This is a genomic window from Rhodopseudomonas palustris BisB18, assembly GCF_000013745.1.
In the GTDB taxonomy this organism is placed as follows: Bacteria; Pseudomonadota; Alphaproteobacteria; order Rhizobiales; family Xanthobacteraceae; genus Rhodopseudomonas_A; species Rhodopseudomonas_A palustris_F.
In genome coordinates, this window is the sequence record NC_007925.1 from 4344898 (window position 1) to 4365816 (window position 20919).

At 61.3% G+C, this 20919-nt stretch carries 13 protein-coding genes; 4 read left to right on the forward strand and 9 right to left on the reverse strand.

The features are described from left to right. Positions 1-14: 14 nt before the first annotated feature. The 9 genes from RPC_RS19605 to RPC_RS26925 all read right to left on the reverse strand — a co-directional run bounded on the left by RPC_RS19605 (position 15) and on the right by RPC_RS26925 (position 12865). Positions 15-953, reverse strand: a complete 939-nt coding sequence (locus tag RPC_RS19605) for a DUF2493 domain-containing protein (protein WP_208855623.1) — start codon at positions 951-953, stop codon at positions 15-17. A 338-nt stretch (positions 954-1291) separates the two neighbouring features. Continuing rightward, positions 1292-2323: a DUF7146 domain-containing protein gene (locus RPC_RS19615; RefSeq protein ID WP_011474326.1), complete on the reverse strand. Its 1032-nt coding sequence runs from the start codon at positions 2321-2323 to the stop codon at positions 1292-1294. After that, positions 2320-6699: a strawberry notch-like NTP hydrolase domain-containing protein gene (locus RPC_RS19620; protein ID WP_011474327.1), complete on the reverse strand. Its 4380-nt coding sequence runs from the start codon at positions 6697-6699 to the stop codon at positions 2320-2322. Before RPC_RS19620 ends, RPC_RS19615 begins: the two co-directional genes overlap by 4 nt. 164 nt (positions 6700-6863) lie before the next feature. Further along, positions 6864-8975 carry a ParB/RepB/Spo0J family partition protein gene (locus tag RPC_RS19625; protein WP_011474328.1) on the reverse strand — a complete coding sequence of 704 codons (2112 nt, stop codon included), beginning with the start codon at positions 8973-8975 and terminating at the stop codon, positions 6864-6866. A 128-nt stretch (positions 8976-9103) separates the two neighbouring features. Continuing rightward, positions 9104-10054, reverse strand: a complete 951-nt coding sequence (locus RPC_RS19630) for an ArdC family protein (protein ID WP_011474329.1) — start codon at positions 10052-10054, stop codon at positions 9104-9106. Between the two features lie 461 nt (positions 10055-10515). Next, a complete protein-coding gene (locus tag RPC_RS19635) occupies positions 10516-10800 on the reverse strand; it encodes a hypothetical protein (protein ID WP_011474330.1) in 285 nt (94 codons plus the stop codon). 16 nt (positions 10801-10816) lie between these two features. Continuing rightward, complete coding sequence (locus RPC_RS19640) at positions 10817-11473, reverse strand: hypothetical protein (RefSeq protein ID WP_157043258.1); 657 nt, start codon at positions 11471-11473, stop codon at positions 10817-10819. Between the two features lie 256 nt (positions 11474-11729). Beyond that, the gene (locus RPC_RS19645) at positions 11730-12428 is read right to left on the reverse strand and encodes an RES family NAD+ phosphorylase (RefSeq protein WP_011474332.1); all 699 of its coding nucleotides are present in this window, start codon (positions 12426-12428) and stop codon (positions 11730-11732) included. Beyond that, on the reverse strand, positions 12425-12865 hold the full coding sequence (locus RPC_RS26925) for an antitoxin Xre-like helix-turn-helix domain-containing protein (RefSeq protein ID WP_011474333.1): 441 nt from the start codon (positions 12863-12865) through the stop codon (positions 12425-12427). The genes RPC_RS19645 and RPC_RS26925 overlap by 4 nt, the downstream gene beginning before the upstream one ends. Before the next feature lie 190 nt (positions 12866-13055). On the opposite strand from RPC_RS26925, the gene RPC_RS25670 reads away from it, so the two are divergent. The 4 genes from RPC_RS25670 to RPC_RS19670 all read left to right on the forward strand — a co-directional run bounded on the left by RPC_RS25670 (position 13056) and on the right by RPC_RS19670 (position 20918). Next, positions 13056-16628, forward strand: a complete 3573-nt coding sequence (locus RPC_RS25670) for an AAA domain-containing protein (RefSeq protein WP_011474334.1) — start codon at positions 13056-13058, stop codon at positions 16626-16628. After that, entirely contained in the window at positions 16625-18499 is a 1875-nt protein-coding gene (locus RPC_RS19660) for a phospholipase D-like domain-containing protein (RefSeq protein ID WP_011474335.1), read from the forward strand. The genes RPC_RS25670 and RPC_RS19660 overlap by 4 nt, the downstream gene beginning before the upstream one ends. After that, positions 18496-18996 carry a hypothetical protein gene (locus RPC_RS19665; protein ID WP_011474336.1) on the forward strand — a complete coding sequence of 167 codons (501 nt, stop codon included), beginning with the start codon at positions 18496-18498 and terminating at the stop codon, positions 18994-18996. The genes RPC_RS19660 and RPC_RS19665 overlap by 4 nt, the downstream gene beginning before the upstream one ends. Before the next feature lie 398 nt (positions 18997-19394). Then, the gene (locus tag RPC_RS19670) at positions 19395-20918 is read left to right on the forward strand and encodes an ATP-binding protein (protein ID WP_011474337.1); all 1524 of its coding nucleotides are present in this window, start codon (positions 19395-19397) and stop codon (positions 20916-20918) included. Position 20919 lies beyond the last annotated feature (1 nt).

Genomic DNA, 20919 nt, shown 5'->3' on the forward strand with positions numbered 1-20919 from the left:
AGGGAAAGCGGCGCTTACGCGCCGCGCTCTCCGAATTTCCAGACCGGGATGCCGAGCTTGCGTGCCTTGTCGGCCATGTTCTCCTGAATGCCGGTGCCGGGGAATACCATCACGCCGATCGGCAGCACATCGAGCATCTGGTCGTTGCGCTTGAACGGCGCGGCCTTGGCGTGTTTGGTCCAGTCCGGCTTGAAGGCGATCTGCGGTACCTTGCGGTGGTCGGCCCATCGGGCAGCGATGCGTTCTGCACCCTTCGGCGAACCGCCGTGCAGCAGCACCATGTCGGGGTGCTTGGCGTGGACCTGATCGAGTTTGTCCCAGATCAGCCGGTGATCGTTGAAGTTAAGCCCGCCGGTGACGGCAATCTTCGGTCCTGCGGGCAGGAGCACCTCGGTCTCGGCGCGGCGTCTGGCGGCGATAAAGTCGCGGCTGTCGATCACCGCCGAAGTCAGAGCGCGGTGGTTCACCATCGAGCCGCTGCGCGGATGCCAGTGCGATCCGGTGTGGCGAACGAAGTGTTCGGCGGCCTGGTCGCGGAAGAATTCTATGGTGTTGCGGCGCTCGATCAGGGTCATGCCTTCGGCGGTGAGGCGCTCCAGTTCCACCGAGCGGATTTCGGAGCCATCCTGGTCGCGCTGGCTGCGCTTCTGCGCCTGTTCGTTGTCATCGAGTTCACGCTCGATGCGTTCGTTGGCGCGGTGGAAGAGATTGACGGTCGACCACAGCAGATCCTGAAGATCGGGCTCGAGACGGGTTTCGCTCAGCGTGGCGACAAGGGCATCGAAGATGTCGGCGATGGCGCCCGCGATCATTCGCGCTTCGGGCAAAGGTCTCGGATCTGGCTCGTCCTGGAACGGACGATAGCCGTGGAGCTGCAGCTCGGTCAGGATGTGGTCGGTTGGCGATGCGCTTTGCTGCGGCTCGAAGCCGATGTCGTCGTGATCGATGGTCATGATACTCGCCTCTGGCGGATCGACCGCGCCCATCGCGGCCTTCATGGCGACGAACTGCGGCGGGCGAGCCGGATCTGCACCGCCGAGCGCAGCGACAGCGGCCGAAGCGAAGCGGAGGATGGCGAGAGCCGGCTATTTTGCCTCGCGATGCAAAGGCGGGTCTTCCCCGCCGGCGGAAAATAGTCGGCGAAGCCATTGCGGATCCGGAACGCTTGCCGCATCGATCGCCCTCTCAAGAAGGCCGTGCGCGCGGTGCTCTCCGCGAGAACAGGAGAGATTCAGGATCGATCACGACGGAGCGAGGAAAGCCCCGCACCAATTGCCTTCCCGCCATCAGATCAGCACTGCATGAAACGTAAGACGTCGTCCGGGCTAATCTGCCTCCGCACCAAAGCCCGAAGCGCGTCGATGCCAAGCTCCCGAAGATCCTCGTTGAAGTCGCCGCCGCGTGGCGACAGTGCAATCGGCTCGATTCCCGCTGCCTGCGTTCGGCCAAGCAACCATTCCAGCGCGCTATCGCCGGCCCGATCGCTGTCGCGGACGATATAGAGACGGCGCAGCGTTGCCGGAAACAGGATGGCCCCGAGATGTGCCGCCGATAATGCAGCGGCCATCGGCATGTTCGGCATGACCTCGCGCAGTGACAGCATGGTTTCGATGCCTTCGCCCGCCGCCATCACATCCGCGGCCACACCGAAGCGGACGGCGTTGCCAAGAAGATCGCCCATCGCGCGTCGCGGTGTATCGATCGGCGCCTTGTCGATGCCGGACGGATCGAGCCAGGTGCGATGAGCCCCGGTGATATGCCCTTCAAGATCGGTGACGGCTGCGATCATCGCAGGCCAGGTCTGGGTTGGCTCATCCCTATCCGGGCGATAGTAGCAGCGGGGATGAAAGCGCAGGCTGGCGATATCGTTCAGGTTGGTGATGCCGCGATGACGCAGGTAGGTTTCGACGAGCGTCCCAACAATCGGCCTCGTCATCGCGAACAGCCGCCGTGCCGATTCCGGCGAGCCGGTTGGAGCCTGGGATGGTCCGTGCCAGTGGTCCCGCTCTGGATCGGATCGTGGCTGGCTCAGGAAGCGCCGTGCCTCATCGGCGACATCGCGGAAATCGGCCAGGCCGCAACTTTCCCGGATCACGTCGAGCAGATCACCATGCTCGCTGGTGGCGGCGTCGGTCCATTTGCCCGCGGGGCGCCCGCGGTCCCTGCCCTTCAGGCGCACGAACATCGAGCGGCCGGCGGTGTTCCTGACGTCCCCGACCTGCCAATAATTGCCGACCCGGCGTCCGTTGGAGAGATAGAGGCGGCACACCGCCTCGGCCTCACGCGCGAGACGATGCGCCAGATCCGCAGCACTTGAGGTCACGCCGCCGTCCGATCGGCGACCCGGAGCACCGGATAGTGCTCCAGCACTTTGGCCAGCACCGCCGGGCCGGTCGCGTCGACCGGCACGAAGAAGCGCAGCTTCCAGGAAATGATCTCGCTGAACAGGCCGTAGGCGCGCAGCCGGTCGCGCATCGCCTCGGAGAAGCCGTTCAGCTCGATCCGGTTTGCACCCATCACGCGGACACGCCGAAGCTGCAAAGATTCAGCGAGATCAATGATCGTCTTGCCATCGAGCAGTGCCGCAAACGCAGCATCGGGGGTGATGGTCGATAGACCCACATCGGTCGCGGTCGCCGCCCAGGCGGGTGACACCTTGCGGCCGATGATGCGTTGGCCGGTGTCGGTCTGGAGCCGGTAGACACGCGTCGACTCGTTCGGCAACCGCTTCCAGATCGGCAACAGCAGCCCGGCAACGATGTGGATCTCGCTGCAGGTAAATTCCGGCACATCAGCCACTTCTGCTTCCCAGGCGCGCGCAAAGAATTCCCGATCGGCTTCCTGCCAATGGGTCTGCGGCATCAAAGCCAGCGGCAACGTCGGATGCTCGATCGGCCGGATCAGCCGGACCAGGCGTTCCACCTCGCCGTCGTCCAGCATGATGCTACGTGCCGGAACCTGCACCGCGGCACGCCCCGATTGGCTGTTGACCAGAAGACGCGCGCGCGGATCGGAGAGGCGCTCCAATGCCTCGTCGAGCGTGACCGGCCGGTTACGCTCGCGCTGGGTGATCGTCAGCAGACTGGTCTCAGTCGAGGTGCCGGGATGGGGGTAGATCGTCTGCCGGCCGGTGACGGCAAAACTCTCGGCGGTCAGAGTTTCCAGGCCGACGTCATAGCTGCCGGAGGCGATCGCGCCCTCGACGCGCGCGGTCAGCAATTGCTCGAACGCGGCAAACAGAATGTTCTGCAGATCGATTGTCAGCGCCAACAGCCGATTCAGGAAGGTGGTGATCGGCGGCAGATCGTCCTTGATCCCGTTGCTATCAGTCAGCTTCAGCCCGGTGGCGTCCTCGAACGCTTGCAGCGAACAATCCGCAATCTTGCCATTGACCAGCAGCAGATACAGTTGCCGCAGGGCGTCGCGGGCATAATGGCTTTCAAGATTGTCCTCGGCGCGGAACAGGCCCTGCCCGCCGGTCTGGCGCTGGCCCTTGGTGATGGCGCCCAGCGTGTCGAGCCGCCGCGCAATGGTCGAGAGAAAGCGCTTCTCCGCTTTCACATTGGTGGCGATCGGCCGGAACAGCGGCGGCTGCGCCTGATTGGTACGATTGGTGCGGCCGAGCCCCTGGATCGCCGCATCGGCCTTCCATCCGGCTTCCAACAGATAATGCACCCGCAGGCGCCGGTTACTGGCCGACAGCTCCGCATGATAGGAGCGCCCGGTACCGCCAGCTTCCGAGAACACCAGGATGCGTTTGAGATCATCCATGAACGCCTGCGCCTCGCCGAGATTGGCGGAGCCGGCGCGGTTCTCCACGGCAAGGCGACCTGTACCATCGGCGTTGGTCTTGCGGATGATGCGCCGGGAACGTCCTGTCACCTCCGCAACCGTGTCGGTGCCAAAGCGCTGCACGATCTGATCGAGTGCACCATGCACACCCGGCAGCGAGGCCAGATGTTCGATCAATCGGTCTCGCCGCGCGACCGCGTCCCGGCATTGCACCGGTTGGCCATCCCGAAACACCGGCCGAGACGACAGATTGCCTTCGCTGTCGGTGAACGGCTCGTAGAGTTGGGTCGGGAATGAATGAGCCAGATAATCGAGCACATATTCTCGCGGCGTGATGTCGACCTGAACATCGCCCCATTCCTCGGTGGGAATTTCCGCAAGCCGGCGCTCCATCAGCGCCTCACCGGTCGAGACGATCTGAATCACGGCGGCGTGGCCGTCGCTCAGATCCCGTTCGACCGACGCGATCAGCGACGGCACCTTCATCGCGGTGATCAAGTGATTAAAGAACCGCTGCTTGGCGGATTCGAATGCGGATCTCGCGGCGGACTTGGCCTGCGCGTTCAGCGTGCCGGTGGTGCCGGTGACGTTGGCCGCCCGTAGCGCGGCATCGAGGTTGTTGTGGATGATGCTGAAGCCGCTCGCATAGGCGTCATAGATGCGGATCTGCTCCTCGGTGAGCCGGTGCTCGACCAGTTGGTATTCCACTCCCTCATAGGACAGCGACCGCGCCGCATAGAGCCCGAGCGCCTTCAGATCGCGGGCCAGCACTTCCATCGCCGCGACACCGCCGGCCTCGATCGCCTCGACGAATTCCGCGCGGGTGGCGAAAGGAAAGTCGTCGCCGCCCCAGAGCCCGAGGCGCTGCGCATAGGCGAGGTTATGAACCGTGGTGGCACCGGTCGCCGAGACGTAAACGATGCGCGCATTGGGCACCGCATGTTGCAATCGGAGACCGGCGCGGCCCTGCTGCGAGGCGGCCTGATCGCCGCGTTCGCCTTTGCCGCCCGCAGCATTCTGCATCGCGTGAGACTCGTCAAAAATGATCACGCCGTCGAAACCCGCCCCGGCCTCAGAGCCTGCGTCGGCGCCCAACCATTCCACGATCTGTTTCACCCGCGATATCTTGTCGTCACGAGCGTCGGAGCGCAGCGTGGCGTAGGTCGTAAAAAGGATGCCTTGCGCGAGACGGATCGGGGTGCCCTGGCGAAAGCGCGACAGCGGTGTCACCAGCAGCCGTTCCTGTCCGAGCGCCGACCAATCACGCTGGGCATCCTCGATCAGCTTGTCGGACTTGCTGATCCAGACCGCCTTGCGGCGCCCTTTCAGCCAATTGTCGAGCAGGATACCCGCGACCTGCCGGCCCTTGCCGGCGCCGGTGCCGTCGCCAAGCATGAAGCCCAGGCGAAACCGCACCGCGGTCTCGGCGTCGTCGCGCGCGGCCGCGACAATGTCGAAAGTCTCGTCAACGCTCCAGGATCCTGCGAGGAACTGTGAATTGGCTTCGCCGGCATAGACCACCGTCTCCAGCTGGGCATCCGACAAGACGCCGCGTTCGATGACATCAGCAGGAAGATGCGGACGATAGCTCGGCTTCGGCGGCGCCACCGAGGCCATCGCCGCCGATTGCACCAGCCTGGTCGGATGAGCCTGCGCGCCGGCAATTCGGATCGACTGCAAGCTGTAGGCTTCATACAGCGCATCGGTGATACCGCCGCCCTCGACCGGCTTCCAGTCGACGGTTTGATAGGCGAGTTCGATCCCCTCCGGTTCGTGAGGTTTGGCGGGGAGAGAGAAGGGCCTGGCGACGACCGGCTTCCGCGCGCGATCAATACTCGGCACCGATCGGACGATCGAGGAAGTTGTCGGCGTCAGCGCAAGGGGCGGCCGTGGCGGCACGGATTGCGCGATCCAGCCGAGCAGCGTGGCTACATCTGGCGCTACGCCCGGAGACTCCGGAAATGCGCGGGGATCCTCGGCGGCCCGTTTGTCGATCACGGTCAACCGGGTGTCCATGGTTGTGCCATGCCGGGCATAGACCGCGCCGTCGATCGGCGCGGAAAACACCACCTGCCCATGCTGCTGCAGGCTGATAAAGGCGTCACGCCATGTCGGATTGTCGGGCCCGCAATTGGCACCGGTGATGGCAACCAGGCGGCCGCCAGCCGCCAGCCGCACCAGTGCAGACGAGATATGACGCAACGCTGCATCGCTCATGCGGCGATCCACATTGGCCACGGCGGAAAATGGCGAGTTCATTAGCACAACGCTCGGCGTGATCCCGGCATGGAGGTGATCGTCGATCTGCGCGGCGTCGAAGCGGGTCACGGCGAGTTCTGGGAAAAGCAGCGCGAGCAAGCCGGCACGGGTCTCGGCCAACTCGTTCAAAACGAGGGCAGCGCCGGACAATTCGGCAAGAATAGCGAGCAGCCCAGTTCCGGCCGATGGCTCCAGGACGATGTCCGAGGTGGTGATTGCCGCCGCGGCGGAAGCCGCAAGTCCGAGAGCGATCGGTGTACTGAATTGCTGAAGCGCCTCGCTCTCTTCGGACCGTCGCGTGTGGGTGGGAAGGAGGCCCGCAATTTTCACCAGCATCGGCAGCATGGCATCGGGTGATGCGGCGCGCATCCGCATCGCCGGACCGAATTTGCGCAGGAACAGGACGGTCGCCGCTTCGCAAGCGTCGTAGGCAGACTTCCAGTCCCAAGCGCCGTCGGCGTCAGAACCGGAATAGGCCGTCTCCATCGCGACGCGCAGGCCCGCGGCGTCAATGCGGTGGCCACGCTTGAGTTGCGGAAGGATCAAGCGTGCAGCGGCAATGATTCGGACGGCGGCATCGCCACTGTCTAGCGACGTGGAAGATCGTACGGTCGCGGCCAGGACCGTGGAGGAAGAAGATGGGGTCATCACAAGAGCCTCGGGAGAGCGAAAGCGGGTCGAGCCGTGGCGCGCTCTCTCAGCCCCGCCGGCTCAAACCCCTCCCGGCCGGCCTCTCACTCTCGCCAACGCCGCAGCTGGCTGCGGATGGCAAGGGAAAGGCGGAGCAGCTTTCGCCGCCCCGCCCTCGTCGATCATTCCGCCGCGATCACGCGAGGCTGATCTTCATCGGCCTCGGCCTGTTCCTCGTCGTCATCGGCGAGGAAGTCAGGCAAGGCCTCGGCTTCGCCGGTCACGGCAGCAGCTTCGGCGTCGGGCAGCCGAAGCGGTTCGGGCAGCCAGGCCGATCCCTCCAACAGCCGCTCGGCCTCGCGGGCCATGTCGCCCTTCTTGAGGTGGTCGATCAGTTGCGCCGATGATTCACCCTTGGCCTCGCGCACCGCTTCGAGAATCCTGGGCTTGGTGACCCGACCGAGATAGTTATCGACGCCCGTGGTCCAGCCCGCCGCCACCATGTCGAGGCCGACGGTACGTGCCAGCACATCGGCATGATCGAGTCTGCGACGAACGCCGTGCGCGGAGACGCGGCCGTCATTGAAGCGATTGGCCGGCTCGTAGAGCGCGTTCACCCCGAACGAGGCGCAATGCGCAAACAGCGATGACTGCTCGGCCGTGTCCAGCGCGGTCAGCATATTCCAGAGGTCGCCCTCGTCTCGCGGCAAACGAGCCTTCCATCCATCATGGCGCGCCTCGATCGCCTTGGCCGACACGCTGTCGTTGAGACCCGGGGCCTGCACCGGCAGAGTCGGTGTGCGAACCGCGATTTCCAGACAACTGCTCGATGACGCGAAGCGATAGAATGTCGCCAGCACGAAGTTGTGCAATACTGCAGAGAAGGCGATGGCCGGATCATTCGCCAGTGCGTTGCGCAGCGCCAGCGTCCGATGCGCGGTCAGTTCGGTGATCAGCCGATCCGGCAACGGCTTGATGACGTCGTCCTCGTCATCGTCTGACTCCGCGGGACCACCGCCGACGGTGATGACGGCGCGCTGGACCACAGGTTGATTCTGCTCGCCATCAAGGGTTCCGCCGTGAGCAGCGGATTCCACCTCCGGGTCAACATTCACAGGCGCTTCGTCTTCCGGCCGCACATAGCCGCGATCGACCGACAATGCGCCTTCGCCATCGATGCTGATGAAAACCCCGGCACGTGCGATGTCGGCCGGATCGTAGATTACCGGGCGCGTCTCGAAGGCCGACAGCGCCATCTCGATCTCACCAAGCCGTTGGTCGACTTCGTCAGGCAGTTCGTCGGCTTCGGCACAGTCCGCCTCCAGCTTGGCCTGTTCGGCGTTCAACGCGCCGATCGCTGTCTGCTCGTCCTCGCTCAACTCGGTCGTCACCCCGTCCAGTTCGCGCAGATTGTTGGTGTGGCCATACGGGAAATCGACCGCCACCGAAATCCACCTCCAACCTTCCGCCGCGATGGTCTCGGCCTCCACCTTTAGCTTCTCGGTGACGAGGCGATCCAGCAGCGCCACATCCTGCAGCCAGCCGCCATCGTCATGTTCGAAAAGGTCGCGCAGGACTGTTCCGCCGGATTGCTGATAGGCATCCAGACCGATGAACTGGGCGCGTCGATCGGAGGCGCGGACGCTGTTCTCGGTCAGCATCCGGCGAATTTGATAAGGCTGATCGAGCTGGGAGCGGCTGACATTGTCCCAGACCTGCTCCTGGCGGGCCTGGTCGGCGGTGACGGAGAACGCCATCAACTGCTCCAGCGTCATGCCGTCATCGGCATAGACCTCGTGCAACTTCGGCGACACCGACGCAAGACGCAGGCGCTGTTTGACGATCGCGGGCGACACAAAGTGCCGGGCGGCGATGTCCTCCTCGCTCATGCCGCCTTCGTGCAGGGTCTTGAACGCGCGGAACTGGTCGAGCGGATGCAACCCGACCCGCTCGTCATTCTCGGCAAGCGAGTCGTCCTCGGCGATGCCGTCATCCCGAACCACGCATGGCACGGGTTGCGTCTTCGCCATCCGCTTCTGCTTCACCAGGAGTTCGAGGGCGCGGTAGCGCCGCCCGCCGGCCGGCACCTCGAACATCCCGGTCTCCTGCCCGTCGGCGTCGATTACCGCGCGGACGCTCAGACTTTGCAGCAGGGTGCGCAGCGCAATGCTCTCCGCCAACTGCTCGATCGAGACGCCGGCCTTGATCAGGCGGACGTTGGACTGGCTCAGGACCAGCTTGTTGAAGGGAATGTCGCGGGATGGGCTGAGCTTGATCTTATGAACTGATGCCATATCGGTTTCTCCCCGACGGGCGGCCAAGAGACTTTCCCTCGACCTGCAAACCCGTCACGGGAATCCCGGCCCTCCTCTACCTCTCCGAGGCCTACCGCGCACGCAGGCAGCAGCAACCGGTGACGGCATCACGCCGCTTCCTCGCGCCCCTCGGCGCCGGCGTCGATCACCTGCGGTGCAAAGGCCAGCAGGAAATCGGCGGCCTTCGACGCTGCACTCGCCGCCCTCACCACGGCACGGTTGTCCTCGCGCAGCACCTCCAGCCAGGAGCCGATGTAATCGGCGTGGCGCACGGTCGGCACGATGCCGAGCGAGGCGCAAACGAAGGCACCAGCCATTTCTGCGACTAGTTCCTCGCGCGCGTAGGATTTCGAGCCGTGCGAGCCGGAATGATCGCGGTTGAGACGGGAGGCGTGGCCGGTCCAATGCCCAAGCTCATGAAACGCAGTGCGGTGCCAATTGATCGGCTCGAAGTAAGCCGCAGGTGGTGGCACCTGCACAAAATCGCCGGCCGTGTTGTAGTAAGCACGCGAACCGCCGATCCGGAAGTCGGCACCGGTCGCGGCAATCAAAGCCTCGGCTTGCGGCTCGATCTGTCCGGGCGGGGGCGGAATAACTGCGGAGGCAACGTCTTTGGGGAGGCCCTCGCACTGGTCGGTGTTGAAGACGGTGAACCGCTTTAGAAACGGGATCGCACCGGGGTCTTCGCCGGTCTCAGCGGCGCGCCGCCGTTCGTCCTCGGGGGTGAATCGATCGGCAAAGACCACGGTCGTACCCCGTTCGCCCTTCCTGACATGACCGCCAAGGCCCAACGCTTGCCGGAAGGTGAGCCAGTTCTGGCCGGCAAAGCCCTGCTCGATCACGGCGCCCCAAAGGATCAGGATATTGATCCCGGAATATCGACGCTGTGTGGAAGCGTTGCGCGGCATTGCGATCGTCGCATTCGCCGCTGCCGTCCCCCATGGCTGTACCCATGGCACGCGGCCGGCCTGCAGCTCGGCGATGATCTTGTCGGTGATTTCGGCATAGAGGTTGGCGCGGCCTGCGCCGGCGCGCGCATGCGAGATCTCTCTGGACATCGCGGTTCTCCGCGACGGGCGCCGGAAGCCTCTCTCCCGACCCTCAACCCGTCGCGGCCAGCCCAGTCCGCACTCTCACTCTCGGACGCGGCGGGGCCGCACACGATGCCGGAGATGGCTCCGGCGTCGCACCCGACACCTTTTGCGTCAGGGATGGACGCCCGCAGGGTGAAGACCGGCGGCTCGCGGGGCTTCAGCGCAGCCGACAGCCCGGCCCGCAGGGCGACGCCACATCGATCCGTCTCGACGCGCGAGAGCGCCTAGCGCCAGCGGCGTTTCCCGAAGTCCTGATTTTAGGGGACGGACCGCATATGGCGGCAATCTCGCGAATCAAAAGGAGCCATCACTGCAACGCAGATGACGAAGTCGCAGTTGATCGAACAGACTGCGACGAACACCGAACTGGCCAAGACGAAGACGCGATCCAATATCGACCCATGCGAGATCACCGAGACCGGTACCTAGATCAGCATGGACATCGGCCCATGTCGACCGATCAGTTGTCTGATAATTCCAAATGCCTCGTCGTGATGGACGATAAACCGGCCCGGAACGCGGTTATCACCGGGCTCGAGCCCACATTGACCTTCGAGGAAAGCGCGGAGACGTTCGCAGCTCAACGCCTGGAGTATGGACGGCTGGCGTTGCCTTCCACAATCGACATTGGAAAACTGATCCAAGAAGAGATCGAGTTCGATATCGGCCACATTGTAGCGGCGATCAACACCGTACAGTGCAGCACTCATTGCTCGTCCCCCCGAACTAGGCCGCCATCTTCTGCGCGGGCGGCACGGTCAGCATTGTATAGAACTCATCGGCGATATCTCTGGCGACATCGGGTAAAAGGTGATCGACGAAGCCAACGAAGGAGCTGCCCTCGAACATTGCCTTGCCCGATCTATGACGAGTTAGCGCCTGAAACCGGGCAAACATCTTTCGGACGAGGTTAGCACCTTGATCTTCGCCAAGATGCGTGTCGTGCTTCGGATCTCGTGAAATGCAATCCCAATTCAGCCTTACGTATTTGGCGCGGGTCTCGATATAGATATCGGGAATGTCGCGCCGCTGGCATTCCCGGAACCAGCGGTAGTTTGCGACCCGGTCTCCATTCTTGTACTCCGCCCATGGGCGCAATGGCATCGCCGGCGAGCGCGCAATGGCGATCAAAGAACTTGGATCGACAGTGTGATAGCCGAGCTCCTGTAGGCGCGTTGAGAATCTGGCCAGGTCGATGAAGCCAACAGTACAACGCGCCATCTCATCGCGTTTGAGGGTAGCCAGCAATGAGGCATAAGTCCGAAAGCAAAGACCGGCGGCCAGCGCTTCGGCGCGGTGCGTTGCCTTTACATGCGGAAAAACGCTCCGCAGGGCTGATTTCGTATATTCGATATTGACAGATGTCAGTAGCAGCAGGGCCACGGTGATCGCTCCCAATCCAAGACCGCCAATCGCCGATTATCTGACGATCCGAAGGAACGGATCACGAATAATGCTGCAACCTGCTCTCTTTGACCCGGCGACAAGTCTGGTGGAGTGACCCCTGTTGAAGCTAAGTGATTCGCTTTAACCTCGACAAGGCCGTTGGGTGTTCGATGGGGCGGATAAGCGAGAACGCAACCAGGTGAGGTCTTCTGCCAGCAGCAGCTCTGTACAGTTATACGCCCCTATTCGGCAGCTATTGGCTTTGGCGTGTCACCGTTGGAGTCGGCGCACCCTGCCATTCCAGACGCCAAATTCCGCCTTGCCTTAGGTTTTGAACGAGATCGGGCCGGAACGCGGCGAGACAGGTCCCTCCGGAATGCCGGATCGAGGGGTAGATGACGCCGTTGCTTGCCGCCTCTCCACGAAGGCGCTTGGCAAGGCTCTGTCCCGCTGGATAGGCGATGGCGGGATCTGTATGCAACACCGGGTCGTCCGTGAAATCAGCGTTACGCAAATCGTGAAACGGACCAAAAAAATCGGCAATCAATTCCGCATAATCCGTCACGTTCTCATAACGACTGATCGCTTCCAGCTCACGCGTGAGATGGTAGGACACCTCACCGAGAGCCGTCTCGGCTTCGACTGCGCAATACCATGCGCCGCGACTGTCGTCGTTAAAGCGGTTGCCGCCCGGCCGCGTATGGGTGAAGGCGGCGTTAATGAACGTGTAGCCGGCGCGACCAAACACAAGCTCTCGCGGATTCAGATTGGGAAGGCCGGTCTCTTGTGCCTGCAGCCGCGCGTTGGTCACGCTCTCCAACGCGGCAAGATCTTCCAGTGCCCCGTGGTTGGCGGCAAGCGGCAGCAACACTGGATCTTTGAGGCGGCCAGTGGAGATCAGCCGCACGGTTTCGCGTTGGGTCAGTTCAACGGTTGTGGCAACGGCATTCACAGGCCGCCGCGCAGAGCGTCGATGTGCTGACGGACCTCGAGCATTTTAGGAATGCCGCCCTCGATCATAGCATCGAGCGGTCGGCGGCCTCCGTAGAGTGGTCCCTTGTTCGGTAGTCGCACCCACTCGTCAGACAAGGGTTCAGAAAACAGCAGCCGCAATCCTTTGAAGATCCCGACCAAGGCACTGACGCGCGTCAGCGTATCGTGCGATAATGCGCCCGACCACTCCCCTTTTTTCATCCGAAACCAGGTCCGCTCAGACACATCGCCGAGCAAGGCGCAGACCTCCGAGCTGGTCAGCCGCCAGACTTCCGCGAGCCGGACCACACCATCGACCGCGGCCGGCGTCAGCCGCTCGCGCGTATCTGCGTCGGATAAATTGGGGATCGCCCCGGCCGCTCCCGAATCCACCGCTGGTCGAAATGCGACACTCATGATCGCCTCCTAGCATTTGGCAGAACATATACTGTCAAATGGCAGAAAATGCAAGCCTTGCCGTCATATCAGCAATATCTTGTTGCGAACAAAACGAGAAACAGAGATCGTGAACGCTCTTTTCGAGCTGATTCGGCACCTACCCGAGCCCCGCTTCCCATCCGGCGTCACCCGGTTGTGAGGAAAGCCCATGCCTCCGACTCACGCAAAGCGCCAGCCGGATACCCTCGCGGAGCGCTTTGCGCTCGAGGAAACATTTCTATCCTCTCCCAATACGGCCGCGCTGAAATCTGCCGTGATCCGCGCCATCGATCGCCGGACTGGCGACCCGGTGGTTCTCAAATACTGGGAGAAAACCGGAACTGCGGTCGATACGGACTTTCGAGAACTGTGGCGGCATGAAATGCGCCAGAGCGAGCGCGTGCGTGCCTACCCTCGCGCGGATGAAGTCGTCGTGGAGGTCCTCGCTTCGGGGGAAAGTGACGATGCATTCTACATCGTCATGCCGAGTGACGTCGCTCCACTGGAACATGCTTCGCGGTTCGTGCGTCCCGACCACTGGCTGCGCGCGCTGCAGGGACCTCGGCAACGCGCCTTGCTCTGGAAGAATTTGCGTCGTCTGGCGGAATCCCTCGGGGCAGTTCACGGTCAAGGGTTGGTTCATGGCCGGATCGATGGTCGCGCCGTCTATTCCACTGGGGCCGCGACCACGCCTGACTTCCGTTTGGGCGGGTTCGAGTTTTGCCTGCGGGTCGCAGAACTCAACAAGGCTCCCCTGCATGTGATCGCAAAAAGCCGTCCGGTCGGCTCGGTCATCTTTTCCTTTCTCGACGATTGGCGCGCGCTCGGCCAGGTAGGGGCCGACCTCATTGGCCTTGACGCAGACAAGCTTGAGGAAGAGGAGATTCAATTCATTGAAGGGCGCGCGAAAATCGATTTGCGGGCTTCGGAGATCGACCTGATCAGGCTGCTGTTCGAACCGGAGCGCAATCGTATCCTCGATGCCGCAACGGTCACCAGTCGGATCGATGCCATTCTCAACGAACTGGATGCCGAAGCATTTGCCGACAATGGCCGGTATGTATTGGCGCTTCGGCTCGGACCAACTAGTCAGCTTTCTGCCACGCTGTGTGCAGCCTCTGGCGACACCTTCGACAATGACGATTCCGGCAGCCAAGTCGAGTTTATTCGCGCGGATCTGGAGACTGGCGCAAGTCTCACCCGTACCGCGAGAGGCGATCTTCTGCTGATGACGGAAAGTCTGGTGTATGACCTTCAGCCTCTTCGTGTCGCCGGGGCTGACGAGACCTGGAATGTCGCCTCCTGCAACAACGCTCGTTTCAGGGATGACGTCCGCCTGGGGCGACGGGAAACAATCGCCCTTCCCGCGCACCGAATCGAGATCGTCCGGTTTGCGGCTGCGTCGCGCCGCCTGAATGAATTGCGCTCCGATGCACTGGACTGGAGCGCGGCCTTCGACATGACACCCGATGGCGACCCGACGCTTGTCGTACGGCGCGGTCTGCTCCTTGCCCAGATCGCGGAGGCGCTTTTCAAGGGGGCCGAGATCGCGCCTGTGGAACTTGTCAATCAACGGCGTCAAGGAGACAAACGTATCGTTGAAATCGCGGCAAGCGATTCGGAGCATCGAACACGACTTTCGCAGGCGCTTGGCGTGGGCGAACCGCACCAACTGATGCGGAGACTTTTCGACCGCGAAGAGGCCGACGTCGATGCGGAATGGCAGCTCACCGAAGCCGCCGGCCTCGGCATGACGGTTCGGAGCGCCGCCGGCGTACGTTTCATTCGCCCGGTCCAGAAGAACCATCGGCGGCTTTACGAATTCGAGATCCTGGACGGCGTCGTCCCGCCGCATTCGCAACTTCATCTGCGCAAGGTCGACGAAACAGGAACGGAGCAGGTCCTTCGGCGGCGGCTCCGCATGCTGACAACGTTGTCGACCCAGTCCGAACTCGCCCGCATGCTGGCCGATCCGCGGGAACGGTTGCGCACCTATCAGGACGACCCGCTTGTTGAGGACGATCATTTCGGCAAACTTGACGAGTCCAAGCAGGAGGCGTTGCGCTCGATCTGGTCGACCGGTCCCGGCCAGTTCGTTGTCGGTCCGCCCGGTGTCGGCAAGACCAGGCTGGTCACCGAGGTCGTGCGCAGAGCCCTGGCGGGTGACCCGACGATCCGGCTTCTCTTGAGCGCGCAGGCACATCAAGCCCTGGATCATCTCGCCGCATCCGTCCAGAAGATGCTCAAGAAAACGGGGCTAGATAACGACGTCATTCTGGTCCGGTCCAAGGCAGACAACGGCGCCGATCTTTCCGGCGCTCAGACGCCGGATCGAGCGAAGGCTTATCTCCAGGAACTCAAGCAGAGTTCGCTCTATCGCCGGGCGCCGCGCGCCATACAACAGACATTGCGCGACATGACGACCGCGGCGGGCGTGACCGGAAATTTGCGCGCAAGGCTTTCCCTGACGACGCTGCGCCAACGGCGTTCGTTCGAAGCGCTTGTTCTGCAATCCGCCAATGTCTTGTTCTCGACGACCAACTCCGGCGACCTTGCCCGGCTGATCGATGACGGCGCGCTGTTTGACTGGACGATCATAGAAGAAGCCGCGAAAGCAACGGGATCGGAACTTCTTGCGCCGCAGCTGCTGTCGATGCGGCGGATGCTAATTGGGGATCACAACCAGTTGCCGCCGTTCGACACGGACCGCATCGCAGAATTTCTGCAAGACCAGACGCGGGTCAAGAGTGCATTGGCCGAAAGCGATCTACTCATCGGCAATATCTTCCGAGACTTTGGACTGGATGATCTCAAAGAGGCAATTGAAGACGACGGGGTCTTAAGCGAGACCTGCGCGTCGGCGCGCCGCATGCTGTTGTTATTCGAGAGTCTGGTTACCGGCGAACTCGACCGGCAGAAACGATCCGACCAACGCCGCCGTCGTGTGGCAACCGAACTCCTGCAGCAACACCGGATGCACCCCGCGATCGCCACCGTGATTTCGGAGTGCTTCTATGACGGAACGCTCGAGACACCGAAAGAGCGCGAGACAGAATTCCATAGCGAACAACCGCCGTTCACGATCACGGACGAGAGACTGCCAGCTTCACCGATCGTCTTCATTGATCTGCCCTATGTGCAGCGGGAGGGCAGCGCTGGCGAGCAACGTCCTACCTATCACAATCCTGCGGAATTGCAGGCTGCGCTGTCCGTTCTCGGAATGTTGAAACCTGCCCCGAAAAAACCGGAGGAGCCCTCAACGCTTGCTGTCCTGTCTCCCTACAATGAACAGGTCGGCCGTTTGGGTCGCGCGATCGAAGACGCGCTGCAGGGCAAGCTCGTCAATATCGTGGATTTCAAGCCCGGGACTAATGCGTCGGGATTTGAGAGCACGGTCGACTCGTTCCAAGGCAGTGAGGCTGACGTCGTCGTTGTTTCGTTGGTACGAAATAATGACCATGTTGGACGAAGGGCGCTCGGCATCTTGCGCGATCGACGGCGCATGAACGTGCTGTTGAGCCGAGCCAAATGGAAGCTCATCATCATCGGCAGCATGGAATTCCTGCGCGTTCAGGGACGGCGATACCGACGCCACAGCACAGATAATCGCAGCGTACCAGCATTCCTCGCGAAAATGTCGGAGGTGTTCGACCAGTTGGCGAAAGAAACGCTCCCTGACGGTAAGACGCCGAAATTCAAGCTGGTGACGGCGGCTTCGCTCATGACGGTTGCAAAATCATGAGTGGTCACAATGCAGTCCGTGTCGCGGTGCCGGTCAAGCTGGCGCGTCTGCGGGTTTGGGTCGACAAGGGGCGCCATTGGAGCGGAGTCGATCGCTTGATCCTGTGGGCTTTGGCGGTCGAGCCCTGCACTGCGGGTGAACTTGCGAAGGTTGCACGAATCCCCGCCCGCCTGATCACGGAAATCATCCTTCGCATGATGCGGTTCGGCTGGGTCGAACTGGCGGCCTCCCCAAAGGGTGCTTCGTTCCGCACCACCGAGGCCGGTCGCGAAGTCGTCGAAACATTCGAGACCTTGCCGCCCGTGACCCGGCGGGTAGCGCGCAGGATATCGTTCGCGATGGAGCCTTTCGCGTGGCGAGCCTATGGTCTGCGCGATCTGAAGCCATACCGCCCCTCGGAGATCGAGGCGATCGAACGCCAGCATGACGTGCGCCGGCTCGTCATTGATGGCGGCTGGGGTCGTTTGTCGAGCCTCGATCTCTATGCAGCCGCAGATCAGGTACTGGCGGACGACGAGGAACTTTCCAGCGTTGACTACAGCGCCTCCGACACGGTGGATCAGTTCGCCTTGTTCACCGTGATTGGCAACAGCATCAAGGGCCTGCCCCAGGATGCCGACGACCAGCTTGTTGGCGCGATACGTCGTGCGGCGAAGGACCAGAGGCCCGGCACGCCGATGACGATCAAGCCGCCGCGTCGGTCGGCAGCGCTCGGAACGGCCAGGGGTAGTCTTCACACCGTTCCGATCCAGCCGGACGATATTGTGCTCAGCGGACAAGACCACCGCGACCGTCTGATCGAAATTCTCCGTCAAGCCCGCTCCAGATTGATCATGCATTCGACGTTCTTGCGAGAGAGTGCATTTATCGAGCTGCAGGAAGAGTTCGGCAAAGCCGCCAAGCGAGGCGTCCGCATCGACATTTTCTGGGGCGCGGATCGCGATGCGCGTGATCGCAAGGCCAACCTGGAGGCAGCGATCGCGATCAATCACCGGATCACGACGGACCAGAATTTACGGGGACGAGCTAGAGTTCACCTCTATACGACGCGCTCTCATGCCAAGCTCCTGATTGCGGATGCGACGGGCCGAGGCACAGGAGAATTTGTCGCCGTCGTCGGATCATGCAATTGGCTCTATAGCGGGTTTAATCGTGTCGAAACATCGGTGGTCCTGCGTCATCCTCATGCCGTCGCGCGGGTCGCTCAGGAATTCGCTGAACTTGTCTTTGACATTGCCACAAGTTCGAATACCGCCTCCGACCTGACATCCCTGGCTCGCACTCTGCGCACCCACGCGACTCCTGACGGTGAAGCGGAATTGCGGCTTGTTAGGGGAGACGAACACGCCGACCTCATGCGGCTGGCACGCGAATCCTCCGACAAATCGATCATGGTTGGCGGCGATCGTCTTGGATTGGCAGCGGAAGCCCGGACGATCATTCCCATGATGGCTGCCGCAAAGCGCTCGGTGCAGGGAATTCTCTGCTACTCGAAGCCCTCGGGACCGGTCACAAAGCAGGACGCCAAGGATCTGGCGGCCCTAGCCGCCTCGGCTGGCGTCAGGCTGGTTCAGATTCACGATCGTGAACTGCACGGCAAGTTTCTTCTCTGGGATGACGACAATCTCGTCATCACCAGTCTCAATTGGTCGTCCGCTGATACAAGCCATGATGCTCCGCAGGGTGAAATCGGCCTCTACATCAGGAGTCCGGGTATCGCAGCGAATGTCCGGCGCCGGCTGATTGAGGGATGGCCCGCAATCGATGCCTCAGCGGACACACCTCATCAAGAACAATCGCGACCGAAACGGCGAAGACGGCGGCGGCGCAGCGGCAGCGCGAAAACTGAACACCAGAGAGCGGCGAGATGACAGAGGGGGCTCGGGATGACGACGACGTTCCATGGGGATCACCCGAGATTCGGCAACAATACGAGGCCGCGCTCGGGCGTTTCATCCTCGCGTTCAATGAACTCGACAACCTTTTGACAGAAATCATCGAAATAACATTAGAGCGTCTTGACCGGGCTAATCTCGTCAAAGCCGGCATCCGACAGAATTTCGCGCTCAACATTGCAGGCTCTCGATCTCCTGAATCATCGGCTGAAGGCGCGGCCATCGCCGATGTTCCCATCCCGCTTATGAAGCAAATCGCGGGAGAGCGAAATACCCTGGCGCACGGGCACTTCAATCAGAACCCGTTCTACGGCTACATCGTCATCAAGAATGTCCGTGCATCCAATTCAGTCGAACGTCTAGATGAGCTCACGGAGAAGACCGACAAGGCGCTGCAAGCATTCTCGATCTCGACTGGGACCGTGACGGAGGTGGCTGGGGCCGCATCAAGACAGTCTGCACCCAACTTCTGAAACACGGCGTCGCGCCGCAGGCCATCTTTGGCGCACACATTAATGCTGAGCCGGCGGCTAGTCTAAGCCGGTGTCAACAGAACCTGGTGCGGCTCAATTCGTATCGTCTAGTGGCCGGACAAAGTCTGCCATTCCAGCCCACAATCTCCCGACCCTCCACGGGCCTAGGACGTCAAAAAGCCCGCAGCCGCTGAAAATGTGCCGATTGACACCTAGAGTTCCATACTACAATCTAGACGAGAACTATATTTGTACGAACTTGAACCGGACATTCAGTCAAGCGCCAGAGGTTCGCCCCGAATATTGCTTTCGGCGATCGTAGCGCTGGATCAACCTCGGCGATTGAAAATCCAAAAGTAACAAGGGCGCCATGGCCCAACAAATATCGTAGGGACCAAGTGCCTATCAACGATCCAAAATTAAATCCCTCGCTTGTGGTTGCGGCGCTTCAACGCCTGAGTAGAGCGTTGCCTGCTGCAAAATCGATCTCGGACACCAGATTTCTCATCGAAAGGGAGATCGAATTAGCCAGCGCAGCCAGCAATCCTCGCGAAAGCTCCGCCAGCTACTCACAACGGGGTAGGTCCTTTTTTGACGAATTGCAAATAGAAATCCTGTCCCTCGTACGTGCGGCGCGATCCCGAGAGGATTTGCTGGAGCTCGTTATTGCGAGGCTCGCGAATGGCGACACCAACGAACGTACAGCGATCTGTTATGTCGTTTTTGAGGGCTATCCCACAGAGGCCGGCTATTTGGAAGTCAGACCAATAATGCAGGCAGGGCTGCAGCCAGATAAATTTGTAGCCTATTCTCGTACCGTCGGCCAATTGGCCGACAGCCCCATTCTCACCAGACTGTTTGAAGATGGATTGACGGTCGATTTCAGCTTCACAGAGTACCTTCGCGGTATTGGATACCACGGAGAGTTCGATAGTCTTATCGAAGGAAGCCATGACGGGATTTGGCTCGCAGGCGTCCCCCTACCCGGCATTGATGCAACCATGCCAGACCGCGCGCTGATAGGACTCTATCCGTCTATTGGCACGAGAGACCTCCCCAACTTGCCTCGCGGGGCACGCCCAGAGTGGCGTCTGATGGAGTTTCTCCAAACTGGCTATGCGCTGCTGAACCATCAGTTGGAGGGCCGTGCAGAACTGGTCGCAGCCGATCGAAGGAACCTTATTTCCGATCTGGCCCCTCAGGCGATCTTTCATGAGCTCGCGACACAGATCGGCACGTTAGAGAATCAGCTCGACAATATTCTAAGCGCCGGCACCAGCCTCGACGACAAGCTCAAGCCAAAGCCGCGCGAACTAAAACGCATCTCTCAGGCGCTGGAGGGATCCTTCAATGCTGTTCACAGGGCCAAGCGAATTACCGATGCATTTAACAACCTCGACCGTCGGACCAAGGCAACCGTTCGCGTAGGTGACCTATTGGACGAAGTGACGACGATCGTCGAATATCGGCGGAAAAAATACGGCATCGCTGTTTCAATCGACGGTGACGGCCTCGATACGAGTCTGAAGACAGATGCTGCCTTGGTCGAACATCTGATTCTGAATGTAGTTGTCAACGCCATAGACGCCTTCGTCGGTCAGCGGCTGAGCGACCAGAAAATACAAATCCTGGCTGAAACACGCGGCGACCGAATGAGGTTCACCGTTTCCAACAATGGACCGTCAATCGATTTTGCAAGGAGAGAAATGATCTTTGAGAAGGGTGTCACCAGTAAGGCACGGGGAAGCGGACATGGTCAGGGTCTCTACATTTGTCGCCTTTTGGCAAGCTATATGCTGGGCTCGATCGAGTTGCTGAAAGTCGCCCCGACCGGGATGACCGTCGCCTTTGCAATTGAGCTGCCCATTGTCGGGCGTCACGGCGAGGACCTGATGGGTCAACGCGCAAAGTCGCGAAGGTGAG